This is a genomic window from Acidobacteriota bacterium (genome assembly GCA_004299485.1).
Classification (GTDB): domain Bacteria; phylum Acidobacteriota; class Terriglobia; order Terriglobales; family SCQP01; genus SCQP01.
In genome coordinates, this window is the sequence record SCQP01000001.1 from 317,073 (window position 1) to 329,413 (window position 12,341).

The 12,341-nt window shown below is 63.7% G+C and carries 14 protein-coding genes; 9 read left to right on the forward strand and 5 right to left on the reverse strand.

Annotation, left to right across the window (positions count from 1 at the left end; translation table 11 throughout):
- Positions 1-734: 734 nt before the first annotated feature.
- Positions 735-1,004, reverse strand: coding sequence for a superinfection immunity protein (locus EPN33_01440; GenBank protein ID TAN24455.1), 270 nt, complete (start codon positions 1,002-1,004; stop codon positions 735-737).
- Between the two features lie 78 nt (positions 1,005-1,082).
- Between EPN33_01440 and EPN33_01445 the strand changes: the two genes are divergently transcribed.
- The 6 genes from EPN33_01445 (at position 1,083) to EPN33_01470 (ending at position 6,227) form a co-directional block, all read left to right on the forward strand.
- The gene (locus EPN33_01445) at positions 1,083-2,129 is read left to right on the forward strand and encodes an L-threonine 3-dehydrogenase (GenBank protein TAN24456.1); all 1,047 of its coding nucleotides are present in this window, start codon (positions 1,083-1,085) and stop codon (positions 2,127-2,129) included.
- Between the two features lie 23 nt (positions 2,130-2,152).
- A complete protein-coding gene (locus tag EPN33_01450; GenBank protein ID TAN24457.1) occupies positions 2,153-3,337 on the forward strand; it encodes a glycine C-acetyltransferase in 1,185 nt (394 codons plus the stop codon).
- A gap of 134 nt (positions 3,338-3,471) precedes the next feature.
- A complete protein-coding gene (locus EPN33_01455) occupies positions 3,472-4,284 on the forward strand; it encodes a cytochrome c biogenesis protein CcdA (GenBank protein ID TAN24458.1) in 813 nt (270 codons plus the stop codon).
- A 10-nt stretch (positions 4,285-4,294) separates the two neighbouring features.
- Positions 4,295-4,894 (forward strand): TlpA family protein disulfide reductase, encoded by a 600-nt coding sequence (locus EPN33_01460; GenBank protein TAN24459.1) that lies wholly within the window; start codon positions 4,295-4,297, stop codon positions 4,892-4,894.
- Positions 4,869-5,387 carry a hypothetical protein gene (locus EPN33_01465; GenBank protein ID TAN24460.1) on the forward strand — a complete coding sequence of 173 codons (519 nt, stop codon included), beginning with the start codon at positions 4,869-4,871 and terminating at the stop codon, positions 5,385-5,387. The genes EPN33_01460 and EPN33_01465 overlap by 26 nt, the downstream gene beginning before the upstream one ends.
- Positions 5,388-5,393: 6 nt before the next feature.
- Positions 5,394-6,227: a prephenate dehydrogenase gene (locus EPN33_01470; GenBank protein ID TAN24461.1), complete on the forward strand. Its 834-nt coding sequence runs from the start codon at positions 5,394-5,396 to the stop codon at positions 6,225-6,227.
- 1 nt (position 6,228) lies between these two features.
- Here EPN33_01470 and EPN33_01475 read toward each other — a convergent pair whose 3' ends face one another.
- The 3 genes from EPN33_01475 to EPN33_01485 are packed head-to-tail and all read right to left on the reverse strand — an operon-like array spanning position 6,229 to position 7,797.
- Positions 6,229-6,645 (reverse strand): PIN domain-containing protein, encoded by a 417-nt coding sequence (locus EPN33_01475; GenBank protein TAN24462.1) that lies wholly within the window; start codon positions 6,643-6,645, stop codon positions 6,229-6,231.
- Positions 6,642-6,872 (reverse strand): hypothetical protein, encoded by a 231-nt coding sequence (locus EPN33_01480; protein TAN24463.1) that lies wholly within the window; start codon positions 6,870-6,872, stop codon positions 6,642-6,644. Before EPN33_01480 ends, EPN33_01475 begins: the two co-directional genes overlap by 4 nt.
- Before the next feature lie 10 nt (positions 6,873-6,882).
- Positions 6,883-7,797 carry a tetratricopeptide repeat protein gene (locus EPN33_01485; GenBank protein TAN24464.1) on the reverse strand — a complete coding sequence of 305 codons (915 nt, stop codon included), beginning with the start codon at positions 7,795-7,797 and terminating at the stop codon, positions 6,883-6,885.
- Positions 7,798-7,923: 126 nt separating this feature from the next.
- On the opposite strand from EPN33_01485, the gene ggt reads away from it, so the two are divergent.
- Together ggt and EPN33_01495 are read left to right on the forward strand one after the other, a co-directional pair.
- Complete coding sequence (ggt, locus tag EPN33_01490; GenBank protein ID TAN24465.1) at positions 7,924-9,705, forward strand: gamma-glutamyltransferase; 1,782 nt, start codon at positions 7,924-7,926, stop codon at positions 9,703-9,705.
- A gap of 5 nt (positions 9,706-9,710) precedes the next feature.
- Positions 9,711-10,559, forward strand: a complete 849-nt coding sequence (locus tag EPN33_01495; GenBank protein TAN24466.1) for a sugar phosphate isomerase/epimerase — start codon at positions 9,711-9,713, stop codon at positions 10,557-10,559.
- Here the strand turns inward: EPN33_01495 and EPN33_01500 are convergent.
- Entirely contained in the window at positions 10,556-11,002 is a 447-nt protein-coding gene (locus EPN33_01500) for a VOC family protein (protein TAN24467.1), read from the reverse strand. The two genes, EPN33_01495 and EPN33_01500, sit on opposite strands and share 4 nt — an antisense overlap.
- Before the next feature lie 31 nt (positions 11,003-11,033).
- Between EPN33_01500 and EPN33_01505 the strand changes: the two genes are divergently transcribed.
- The gene (locus tag EPN33_01505) at positions 11,034-12,341 is read left to right on the forward strand and encodes an asparagine--tRNA ligase (GenBank protein TAN24468.1); all 1,308 of its coding nucleotides are present in this window, start codon (positions 11,034-11,036) and stop codon (positions 12,339-12,341) included.

Sequence of the window (12,341 nt, forward strand, 5' to 3'; positions counted from 1 at the left end):
CTGCGAGAGCATCGGTCGCCGAAAGCGCGGAAATGGAACCTGCTGACCGACCTGACGGCGGAGCAGCTTGATCATGCCGCGGGTTGAGTATGTCCCGGAGCCGTGGCGCTCGTTCCTGCGGGAACTGGACGCGGCCGTAGGAACCGAGGTGCGGCTGGTGTGCATGGGTGGGTTCGCGGTTTCACAGTTTTATGGCTTCGCGCGGCCGACACCAGATTTGGACGTACTCATGCTCCGGCCATCGGATGTGCCGCCGGTGATCAGTACGCTCGGCCAGCGGGGCGGAACTTTGCACAAGAAGCACCGCGTCTACCTGGAAGTGGCTCGCCACTTTTTGCCCTGGTCGCTCCCGTTGGTCGCTTGGAGTGCGGACTTCGATTCCCGGCAGGGTCCGCCCGCTGGCGCTCAGGGCTCCTCCAAGCTGCCGCCAGTCGTCGCCGTGGCTGCCGTGCCGGACGGCTGCGAGGAGCGGTTGACGGAGATGTGGCCTGGGGCTTTTCGCAACCTCCAGTTACGCGTGCTGGATCCCTACGATCTGGCGCTTTCGAAGCTGGAGCGGAACACGGAGCGGGACCGGGCCGATGTGCGCTTTCTGGCTCGAGCGATTCCGCTGGATTTGGATTTGCTGCGGGAGCGAGAAAGAATTGCGCTGGCAGTTGGGGAACCCGGAGCGCGAGGACCTCACGCTGAGACTGTGGCTGGAGATGATCGGCGAGGACCGGGTGTAACAAGCGCTAGCGGCGGCAGTGGCGACAGCCTTGGGAGATGGGGGCGCCGCAGAAGCCGCAGAAGTGACCGGAGGCGGCGCCGGCGGCGGCGGGGATGACGACGACGCGCGGGGCGGCGGGTTCGTCGGCGAGGGCCCAGAGGAGAGAGGCGATCCAGCCGATGACGGTCCAGGCGAGGAGCGCGTCGAGCAGGAAGATGGCGGTGAAGTTGCGCTTGTTGTGCGCCAGGATGGCGGGCAGGAAATAGAGGAAGGCCAATACGCAGAACGTAAGCATTCGGGTCGCTCGCTCAGGTTAAGGATACGCCGGTGGTGGCGGAAAAGTTCCCGGGGGCTGCTATTCTGAAGTTTCGCCATGTCCAACACCATGCGTGCCCTTGTGAAGCCCCGCGCTGCGGCGGGGGCTGAGCTGCAAACCGTTCCGGTGCCGGAGATTGGGCCGCGCGAGGTGCTGGTGCGGGTGCATACGGCCTCGATCTGCGGAACCGACCTGCACATTTATGAATGGGACGAGTGGGCGGCGAACCGGATTCATCCGCCGTTGACGTTCGGGCATGAGTTTTGCGGGTATATCGAGCGGGTGGGCGCGGAGGTCGAGGGCCTCAAAGCGGGGCAGTACGTATCGGCCGACATGCACGTGTTTTGCGGGCATTGCTTTCAGTGCCGGAGCGGGCAGGCGCATATCTGCCAGTTCGTGAAGATTCTGGGCGTGGATGGGCCGGGATGCTTTGCCGAATACGTGAAGATTCCGGCGGCCAATATTGTGCCGCTGAAAGCGGAGATTACGACCGACTACGGGGCGATTCTCGACCCGCTGGGCAACGCCGTGCATACGGTGCTGGCGGGGGAAACCGCGGGACGGAGCGTGGCGATTGTGGGCTGCGGGCCGATCGGGCTGATGGCGATTGCGGTGGCGCGGGCGGCGGGCGCGGGGCCGGTCTTTGCGCTCGAAGTCAATCCCTTCCGGCGCGAACTGGCCAAGCAGATGCAGGCGGATTTCGTGCTGGATCCGGCGAAGGACGATGTGCTGAAAACCGTGCGGGAGCATGTGCAGGCCGAGGGTGTGGATGCGGCGCTGGAGTTCAGCGGGCATCCGGACGGGATTCACATGGCGCTGAAGCTGGTGCGGGCGGGCGGACGGTTGAGCCTGCTGGGCATTACCCACAAACCGGTTGAGATTGATCTGAACCACGACATTATTTTTAAGGGGCTCACGGTGCAGGGCATCAATGGGCGCAGGCTATTCGACACCTGGTACCAGATGATCGGGCTGCTGGCGGCGAAGCGGCTGCCGCTCGAGCCGCTGTTCACGACGCGGCTGCCGCTGAGCCAGTTCAAGGATGGGTTTGAGCGGCTGCGCCAGGGCAAGGCGGCTAAAATTTTGCTCGATCCGCAGGCGTAATTTTCTCGAGGGAGGGTAGGTTTATGGCGCGTCCACAACTGAAATATCTGGCTGACGAACTGCAGCAGTTGGAGCAGAAGGGGCTGCGGTTCAAGCTCCGGGTGCTGTCGGGCGAACAGCTTCCGGTGGCAACGTTTGACGGCAAGCGCGTCATTAACCTGAGCTCGAACAACTACCTGGGGCTGTGCACGCACCCGAAGCTGCGCGCGGCGGCGCTCCAGGCAACGGAAAAGCTGGGGGTGGGGTCGGGTGCGGTGCGGACCATCAGCGGGACGATGGACATCCACATGGAGCTGGAGCGGTATATCGCCCAGTTCAAGCACACCGAAGCCTCGGTGGTGTTTCAGAGCGGGTTCACGGCCAACGCGGGGACGGTGGGCGCGCTCATGGGGCGCAACGATTTCATCGTGAGCGATGAGCTGAACCACGCCAGCATTATTGATGGCGCGCGGCTGTCGCGGGCGACGATCAAGGTGTTTCCCCATAAAGATGTGAACGCGGCCGAAGCGATTCTGAAAGAACTGGCGCCGCAGCCGGGGCGGAAGCTGCTGATCACCGACGGGGTGTTCAGCATGGACGGCGACATTGCGCCGCTGCCGGACCTGTGCACGGTGGCGGAGAAATACGGCGCGGTGATGATGGTCGATGATGCGCATGCCTCGGGGGTGCTGGGCAAGAACGGGCGCGGGACGGTGGATCACTTTGGGGTGCATGGACGGGTCGATGTACAGGTGGGAACGCTGTCGAAGGCGATCGGGTCGCTGGGAGGGTATGTGGCTGGGACGAATGATCTGATCGAGTTTCTGCACCTGCGCGGGCGGCCGTTTCTGTTCTCGACGTCGCATCCGCCGTCGGTGGCGGCAAGCTGCCTGGCGGCATTTCAGGTGCTCGAGGCCGAACCGGAGCGGATACAGAAGATGTGGGACAACACCAAGTTTTTCAAAGCTGGGCTGACCAAGCTGGGCTTCGATACGGGCGCGAGCGAGACGCCGATTACGCCCATCATGATCGGGGACGGGCGCAAAGCGATGGAGTTTTCGCGGGCGCTGTTCCAGAACGGGCTGTTTGTGACCGGCCTTGCGTTTCCGACCGTGCCGGAAGGGAAAGCGCGGCTGCGGACGATTGTGACGGCGACGCATACGGAGGCGGAACTCGCGGAGGCGTTGGGGATACTGGAAAAGGTTGGGAAGGCGCAGGGACTGATATAGCGAATGGCTATCAGCGATCAGCGGTCAGCGGTCAGCTAGGCACCGCACCCGCGGGCGAATCGGAGCGGCTGATGGCTGATGGCTGATGCTGAAACGGTGTATCGTTTGCCGGAGATGGCAATCTAAAATAAGGAATGCAAGCCGCCGCCAACGCCAGTGTCGTGTACGCCTTTGCCGCAGGGCTGCTTTCCTTTCTGTCCCCGTGCGTGCTGCCGCTGGTGCCGGGGTATGTTTCGCTGCTCTCCGGCGGGATTACACAGAACTTGCCCGGAGAGGGGCAGGCGGCACCACAACCGGGCGGCGGAGGGGTGGCAGTGGCCACTTCCACGGAGGCCGGCAGCCGAGTTGCCGTGCGGCACGCCCGCGGCGTGCTGATCGCCAACTCGATTTTCTTCATTCTCGGATTTTCGCTGGTGTTTATTGCCCTGGGGGCAACGGCAACCTCGGTGGGGCAGGCGCTGCGGACACATCAGGAGCTGTTCAGCGAGATTGGCGGCATTATCGTCATTCTGTTTGGGCTGCACCTTCTGGGCGTGGTGCGGATCAGCGCACTCTACGGGGACAAAAGGGTACACAAGAAGATCAGTGTCAGCAGCGGACTGGGCGCTTTTGTGGTCGGCTTTACGTTCGCCTTCGGCTGGACGCCGTGCATTGGGCCGATGCTGGCGACGATTCTGCTGCTGGCGGCGAATGTGGGAACGGTCAGCCACGGGATTTTTCTGCTGGCGGTGTACTCGGCGGGACTGGCGGTGCCATTTCTGCTGACGACGCTGGCGATTGACCGATTTGCTACGTTCTATAAGGGATTCCGGCAGCACTTGGGAACCGTGGAGCGGATTTCGGGCGTGCTGCTGCTGCTGATTGGCGCCCTGCTGCTGACGCACCGGTTCACCATGATTTCCGGTTACTTGGCGCAAATCCCGTTTTTCAATAAGCTAATGCTGTAGGAGGAGCCGCGTGCCCGAGCCGACACCACAAACTACCCCGAACCGAAAATCCAGCGCGTGGAATTGGGTCATTATCGGGATCATCATCATTGGCGGACTGGTATACCTCGCCTTCAGCCATGAGAAGACCATGGCCAACCAGCCGGTCGCCGAGGCCAACGGCTCGCCGGCGAACGCAATTCTGGAAACGGGCAATCCGGTTGGCCGCACAGCGCCGGACTGGACACTACCGACTCCAAGTGGCAAGACGCTGAACCTGGCGCAATTTGCGGGGCATCCGGTGGTGCTCGATTTCTGGGCGACCTGGTGCGGACCGTGCAATGTCGAGCGGCCCTGGTGGGAGCAGTTGCAGAAACAGTACGCCGGGCAGGGGCTGGTGATCATCGGCATTTCCGAAGACAGCTCGATCAACGACGTCAGCAACTTTCTGGCGAAGCACCCGACGAACTACCGGATGGTCTGGGACAATCAGTCGCTGCAGGCCACGTACGGTGTGCCATTCGGGCTGCCGACGACATTATTTATCAATAAAGAGGGCAAGATCACACAGCGGGTGACGGGCCTCGAAGGCTTGGCAGAACTGGATAAGGCGATCCGTGGAATCCTGTAAAAGAAGCTTACAGCTTACAGCTTGCAGCTTACAGCTTAAGGCTCTGGGGGTGGTGCTGCTCTTTGGGATTGGCGCGCTGGCGCTTGCGCAAAACCCGGGGGTGGCGAAGATTGCGGCGCCAGTGGGGGTGCAGGCGCAGGCGCATAGTACCGCTACGGCGGATTTCAAGATTGCGGTTCAGCCGGGGTTTCATATTCAGTCGAATCATCCCAAGCTGGACTATCTCATTCCGTCGAGGATTTCGTTGACAGCGGCGGATGGGGTGTCGGTGGCCAAGGTCAACTGGCCTGAGGCGAAGGCGCATACCTTTAGCTTTGCGCCGGGACAGCCGCTGAATGTATTTGAGGGCACGTTCACTGTACCGGTCATTTTGAAGACGGGAGCGGCGGGGAACGCTCTGCTGCACGGGACGTTCCGCTACCAGGCGTGTAATGACCAGCTTTGCAAGCCACCAGTGACGGTGCCTTTTACGCTCGCCGTTCACGTACACTAAGACCGCATGCAGCGGGTTCTGATTATCGGCACCGGGCTGATCGGCGCCTCGGTGGGCCTGGCGCTGCGCGCGGCGGGCTTTCAAGGCGACATTGCCGGGTGGGACCGGAATCCAGCAGAAGCGGAGACCGCGCTGCGATTGCAGGCGGTCGATGCCGTCGCAGCGGAACCGGTGGCGGCGGCCAAGGCCAGCGATGTGATTGTATTGGCGACGCCGGTGCTGGCGATTCTGGAATGGATGCTGCGGCTGGGGCCGGAACTGCGCGAAGGCCAGCTTGTGACGGATGTGGGCAGCACCAAACAACAGATTTGCGCCTGCGCGGTGGCAAACTACAACCGGCCGGGACGGGCGGAATTTTTGCCGGGGCATCCGATGGCGGGCAAGGAAACGTTCGGAGCCGCGGTGGCCGAAGCTGGACTGTTTCAGGGCGCGATGTGGCTTTTTACTCCGCTGGGAGATGCAGGCGGGGAATGGCGAAGCTGGGTGGCAAAGTTTGGCTGCCGGACGCTTGATCTCAAGCCGGGGCGGCACGATGAACTGGTGGCGTGGGCGAGCCATTTGCCACAGTTTCTGGCAACGGCGCTGACGGCGGCACTGGAGGACGAGTTTGGAGCGTCGCAGGATCTGCGTGCCGTAGGTGGACGGGCGATGCGAGAGATGACGCGGCTGGGCGCGAGCCCGTACTCGATGTGGCGCGACATCGCGGAGACCAATATCAAGCCCATAGCAGCGACACTGCAAGCGATGGAAAAACGGCTGGCGCAGGTCCGCAAACAGCTGGCGAAAGCATCACTGCGCGACGAGTTCGACCGGGCGAATCGCTTTCGCGGACGCTTTTAAATCAGGCGTCGCGGGGCCAGAGGCGGGGGTTGCCTTTCAACTGCACGGCGGCGAAATGGCGGAGGTCGAGGGTGACGATGGCGGTGGCGTGGAGACGCTCGGCGGTGGCCATTACCAGGGCATCGACCAGGCCCAGGCCCAGATCCGCGTAACGGAGATTCAGCGCGATGGCCGCAGCCAAGTCCGATTGATCGTTCCAGGCGACCGTATACGTACCCTGGGCCAGGTCGTCGAGCCAGGCTGCCTGAACCGAGGCGGCCAGTCGCACGCTGATGAGGTAATCGACTTCGGGCAAAATGGCCGACGGCAACAGCCAGTGTTCGCCGGTTCGCTTGTAAAGCGCGCGCAAACGCCTGTGCTCGATTTCACTCCGGTCCAGGAGTGTGATCATCACGCTGGAATCGGCGATAACGATCACTCCTCGCCAAAGCCTTCGAGATAACCCTCGTCGTGGGTGCCCAAGTCCGGGAGGCCGCTGTGGCCGGCGCCGATGCTTTTCGGCCAAGGCCGCTTCTGGCCGTGCTGGCGGACGTAGTCGGAAATAGCGGTACGGATCAGGGCCGCCGGGGCCAAGCGACGTTCGCGGGCCAATCGCTTCAGGTGCAGGTAATCGCCCTCGTCCAGGTAAACTGTCGTTCGCGTCATGACATATATGCTAGCATACGTTCTTCGACTCGACGAGCTGGAGGGCGTCGCGAGCGAGGGCCTGCTTGAGCTGGGCGCGGGCGTGTTGGGCCCAGGGGCTGGAGCGGTCGAGGCCGAGGTATTCGCGCCAGTGGGGTACGGCGCGGCGGGGCTGGCCGAGGCGCTGGTAGGCGAGGGCGAGGTTGTAGTGGGCGTCGGCGTAGGCAGGTACGAGCTGGACAGCGGTGAGATAGGCGGCGATGGCATCGGGAAGATGGCCGGTTTCGTCGAGCACATTGCCGAGGTTGAAGTGGCCGAGAGCATAGGTGGGGTCGAGATCGAGGGCCTTGCGGTAGCACTGCTCGGCGGCGGCAAAATCCTTCTGATGGTAGCGCAGCGTGCCGAGATTGATGTAGGCACTGAGAAAACCGTGATCTAACAGGAGACAGTGCTCGTAGGCGGCGGCGGCCTGGTCGCGCAGCTCGGGATCACCCTCGAGCGAGAGGCCGAAGGCGAACCACTGCTCGGCCTCCTCGCGCTTGCGCTCGGCGCGCGCCTGTTTGGCGTCGGTGGAAGCACGCACGGGCGCGGGCGGCTCACCGCCGATCTCGAAAGGCAAGCGGAGCTGGCCGCTGAGGGCATCCATATAGACGCCGGCATAGCGCAGCTCGACGCGACCGGCGAAGACGCCCAGGCGGGCGTTGCTGGAAGGATCCTCGGCCAGTGCCGGCTCGCGCTCGCTGGCGGCGCGCAGGCTGGTGGCCACCACGCCGGAGCGAATGTTTGCCGAATCATACTGGCGCAGGGCACGGGCGCGGAGCAGGTCCTGCCACTCGTAGCGGTCGCGGCGGGGGAACAGGCCATTGTGCTCCCAGCGGGCAAGCTGGCGCGGGCGCAAGTGCAACATGCGCAGCAGATCGCGGCGGGAATAGAAGAGGCGTTGCATAAACTCAGCGGAGCAGCGGCTCAGCGGATCAGCTTATCAGCGAATCCGCGCGGCGGCGCATCTTTTGAATACCTGAAAACCGCCCGGCTGCGCAAGCGGGGATTTTTCCGCTATGCTGGATGCGCTATGACTAGGAATCTGACATTGACTGGCGCGGGGCCGGGCGTGGCTGCGCCACGCCACCCGCTTGACGCTCGGCCGGGCTGGGGGCTCCGGGATCCCCGGCCCGGCCTCCGGGTTGCCTGTGTAATTGCCACCGCACTGGCGCTGCCGGTCCTGGGCCAACACCTGCCGGCGCTGGGCGCGCACGGCGCGGTTTCGAGCGCGGAGGCTCATGCCAGCCAGGCGGGCATTGCGATCATGAAAGAGGGCGGGAACGCGGTAGACGCGGCGGTAGCCGTGGGCTTTGCGCTGGCGGTGACGCACTCGGACGCCGGCAACATCGGCGGCGGAGGGTTCATGCTCATCCGCCAGGCGGATGGGCAGAGCTATTTCGTGGACTTCCGCGAAGAGGCGCCGGGGAAAGCGACGCCGACGATGTACCAGGACGCGCAGGGCAACATCGTCAAAGGCCGGAGTCTGAACGGCATGCTGGCCTCGGGCATTCCGGGAACGGTCGCCGGGTTGGTGTCGGCGCAGAAGCGGCTGGGGAAGCTGACGCTGGCGCAGGACATGGCGCCGGCCATCCGGCTGGCGGAGGATGGATTTCCGCTGGATACGCACGAGGCACGGCTGATGCGGGCAGGCAAGCTGGCGAACTATCCCAACAGCCACCAGATTTTTCAGCGCAACGGCAACTATTACCAGGCCGGCGACATTTTCAAGCAGCCGGAGCTGGCGGCGACGCTCAGGGAGATTGCGCGAGGCGGCGCGGCGGCGTTTTACCGGGGGCCGATTGCGCACAAGCTGGCGGCGTTTGAGGCGGCACATGGCGGGCTGATCACGCTGAAGGACATGGAGCATTACCAGGCTATCTGGCGCAAGCCGCTGGAGATGGACTATCACGGCTATCACATCATCAGCTCGCCGCCGCCGTCGTCGGGCGGAGTGGTGATCTTCGAGATGCTGAACATGCTGAATCATTCGCAGTTCGTGCCGGACGGGATGGATTCAGCGGCGGCGCTGCACGATGAGATCGAAGCCATGCGGCGGGCATTTGCCGACCGCGCGGTGTATTTGGGTGATCCGGGATTCGCCAAGCTGCCGTTGGCCACGCTGCTCAGCCCGGAATATGCAGCCAAACGGTGGGCGAGCGTCAAGCCCGAGCAGGCGAGCCTGAGCAGCGAAGTGGGCGCCGGGCCGGTGCCCAACTGGAATGGCGACACGGAAACGACGCATTATTCCGTGGTCGATCGGGCTGGGGATGCGGTGGGCGTGACCTATACGCTGAATTTTTACTTTGGGTCGGGCGTGACGCCGAGCGGGCTGGGATTTTTGCTGAACGACGAGATGGATGACTTCACGTCAAAGCCGGGATCGCCGAACGGGTTCGGGCTGATTCAGGGCAAGGTGAACGACATTGAGCCGTACAAGCGGCCGCTGTCGTCGATGACGCCGACGATAGTGGCCAAGAATGGCAAGTTGTTTCTGGTAGTGGGGTCGCCGGGCGGACCGCGGATTATTACGTCGGTGTTTGAGGTCATGACCGACGTGCTCGACTTCGGGCTGAAGGTGCAGCAGGCGGTGGACGCACCGCGCTTCCACCAGCAATGGATGCCGAAGGCGGTGTACCTGGAAGGACCGGACCGGTTCTCACCCGACACCATCGCGCTCCTGGCGAAGATGGGCTATCCGCTGAAGATCGGCCGGACGTGGTGCGATGTGGAAGCGATCGAGATCGACCCCAAGACCGGCATGCGGATGGCGGCAACGGACCCGCGCGCGGACGGCGCCGCGGTGGCGTACTGACGCCTATGGCTGCGATCGTTTCCACGCAACTGTTCCGCTTCCAGCGGCTGGGCGCGGCGCAACTGGATCTACTGCAAGGCGCCGGCGCGGCGGGCGTGGAGTTGTTTTGCGGGCGGGTAAGCTTCGACTACCACAACCGCTCGCAGACGGAAGAGCTGGGCAACTGGTTCGCCGCAAACCCGCTGAAGCTGCACTCGGTACACAGTCCAATTTACGCCGACGAGCGTGATGGGCGGACCGGGGAAATGCCGCTCAACATAGCCGACACCGATCCGCGGCGGCGAGTGAACGCGCTCGATGAAGTGGAGCGGGTGATTGAGTTCAGCGAACGGGCTTCGTTCCCGCTGCTGATTCAGCACCTCGGCGCACCGCGCGCGGAGTGGAACGAGCGCATGGCGGATCACGCGCTTTCGAGCCTGGAGCGTATCCGGCTGCTGGCGAAACAGGCCGGGATCACGGTGCTGGTGGAAAACATTCCCAACGGGCTTGGCGAACCGCAGCGGCTGCTGCCGTTCCTGGAAGTCAGCCATCTCGAAGACGTGGGCATTTGCTTTGATACCGGCCACGCGCACCTGGCCGAACATCTGTTTGGCGGCGGTGGCCTGGAGCGAAGCTGGGAGGCGCTGAGCGCGCGGGTGCGCTCCACGCACATTCATGACAACCACGGAACGCAGGATGAGCACCTGTGGCCGGGCGATGGCACAATCGCCTGGGCCGAGTGGCTGCGCAAGGTTCCGGTGAGTGTGCCCCTGGTGCTGGAAGTGACGGACCTGCCCGGTAATCACGAGCTGGACCTGAAGCAGAAGCTGCAAGACTGCTTCCGGCAACTGGAGAACTCGCGGGCTGAAAGCTAGCCCATTTTGGCGAGTTCTTCGGCGGGCACGTCTTTGATGTGGGTGGCGAGCCACCAGGTGTAGCCGAAGGAGTCGCGCACACCGGCCATGCGGTCGCCGTACGGCTGATCGGTGGGCTCACGCTCGCTGGTGGCGCCGGCGGCGAGGGCGCGGCGGTAGAGGGCGTCGCAGTCGGCGACGTAGATGACGAAGCTGACGGAGGCGCCGCCATAGTGGCCGGGGCCGAAGGCGCTGATTTCGGGGTGCTCGTCGGCCAGCATCACGACTGAATCGCCGATCTGGATTTCGGCGTGGCCAATGCGGCCGTCAGGCTTGTTCATGCGCAGGCGCTCGGTGGCGCCGAAGGCCTTTTGGTAAAACGCGACGGCGGCGGCAGCGCCGGCGACGATAAGGTAGGGCGTGAGGCTGTGGTAGCCGTCGGGAATCGGCTTGGCGGCGGGCATGGTGCACTCCTTCGATAAAATAATAACCGGCATGAGCGAACCCTACGTTTCCATTCACGAGATCGGCCAGCACGAAGGGCAGCGGGTGCGGCTGCGGGGCTGGCTGTACAACCTGCGCGAGAGCGGCAAGCTGCTGTTTCCCATTCTGCGCGACGGCACGGGCTGGATTCAGGGCGTGCTGTTCAAGAAGAACGTTGCGCCGGAAGTGTTCGAACGGCTGAAGGGGCTGAGCCAGGAGTCGTCGCTGGAGATTCTGGGAACGGTGCGGGCAGACGCGCGGGCGCCGGGCGGATACGAGATTGACGTCGAGGATGTGACCGTGGTGCAGGCGGTGGATGCGGCACATCCGTACCCGATCACACCCAAGGAACACGGCATTGAGTTTTTGATGGAGCACCGGCATCTGTGGCTGCGGAGCCAGCGGCAGGCGGCGATTCTGCGCGTGCGGCACGAGATCATCAAGGCGGTGCGGGATTTTTTCGACCAGGACGGCTTTGTGCTGGGCGATGCGCCGATTCTAATGTCGAATGCGTGCGAAGGCACCAGCAATTTGTTTGAGGTGGATTACTTTGACCGCAAGGCGTACCTGACGCAGTCGGGGCAGCTTTATGCCGAAGCCGTCGCTATGGCAGTAGGCAAGTGCTATACGTTTGGGCCGACGTTCCGGGCGGAAAAGAGCAAGACGCGACGGCACCTGACCGAGTTCTGGATGGTCGAGCCGGAGGTCGCCTTCGCCTCGCTCGACGACGTGATGGCGCTGGCGGAGCGGCTGGTCGCGTTCGTGGTGGGGCGGGTGCTGGAGCACCGGCGGGCGGAGTTGAAGACGCTGGAGCGGGATGTGACGAAACTGGAGGCGGTGCAGCTTCCCTTCCCGCGCGTAAGCTACGACGAGGCGGTCGAGCGGGTGAACCAAGCCGGCGGCACGATGCAGTACGGCACCGACCTGGGCGGCGGCGACGAGACGCTGCTGTCGCAGCAGTTCGACCGGCCCGTGATGGTACACCGCTATCCGGCGTCGGTGAAGGCGTTTTATATGCAGCCCGATCCGGAGCGGCCGGAGCTGGCGCTGTGCGTGGACATGCTGGCGCCGGAGGGGTATGGCGAAATCATCGGCGGCAGCCAGCGCATTCACGACCTGGCGCTGCTGGAGGAGCGCATTGCCGAACATAAGCTGCCGACCGAGCCGCTGGAATGGTATCTGGACCTGCGGCGCTTTGGCTCGGTGCCGCACGGCGGCTTCGGCATGGGGATCGAACGGGTGGTGAGCTGGATATGTGGCCTGGAACACGTGCGCGAGGCGATTCCCTTCCCGCGCACCATTTATCGCTTGCAGCCGTAG

Excerpts from the sequence above, each read along its gene's own strand:
- EPN33_01440 (TAN24455.1), bottom strand. The coding sequence starts at position 1,004 with ATGCTTACGTTCTGCGTATTGGCCTTCCTCTATTTCCTGCCCGCCATC.
- EPN33_01445 (TAN24456.1), top strand. The coding sequence starts at position 1,083 with ATGTCCAACACCATGCGTGCCCTTGTGAAGCCCCGCGCTGCGGCGGGG.
- EPN33_01450 (TAN24457.1), top strand. The coding sequence starts at position 2,153 with ATGGCGCGTCCACAACTGAAATATCTGGCTGACGAACTGCAGCAGTTG.
- EPN33_01455 (TAN24458.1), top strand. The coding sequence starts at position 3,472 with ATGCAAGCCGCCGCCAACGCCAGTGTCGTGTACGCCTTTGCCGCAGGG.
- EPN33_01470 (TAN24461.1), top strand. The coding sequence starts at position 5,394 with ATGCAGCGGGTTCTGATTATCGGCACCGGGCTGATCGGCGCCTCGGTG.
- EPN33_01480 (TAN24463.1), bottom strand. The coding sequence starts at position 6,872 with ATGACGCGAACGACAGTTTACCTGGACGAGGGCGATTACCTGCACCTG.
- EPN33_01485 (TAN24464.1), bottom strand. The coding sequence starts at position 7,797 with ATGCAACGCCTCTTCTATTCCCGCCGCGATCTGCTGCGCATGTTGCAC.
- ggt (TAN24465.1), top strand. The coding sequence starts at position 7,924 with ATGACTAGGAATCTGACATTGACTGGCGCGGGGCCGGGCGTGGCTGCG.
- EPN33_01495 (TAN24466.1), top strand. The coding sequence starts at position 9,711 with ATGGCTGCGATCGTTTCCACGCAACTGTTCCGCTTCCAGCGGCTGGGC.
- EPN33_01500 (TAN24467.1), bottom strand. The coding sequence starts at position 11,002 with ATGCCCGCCGCCAAGCCGATTCCCGACGGCTACCACAGCCTCACGCCC.
- EPN33_01505 (TAN24468.1), top strand. The coding sequence starts at position 11,034 with ATGAGCGAACCCTACGTTTCCATTCACGAGATCGGCCAGCACGAAGGG.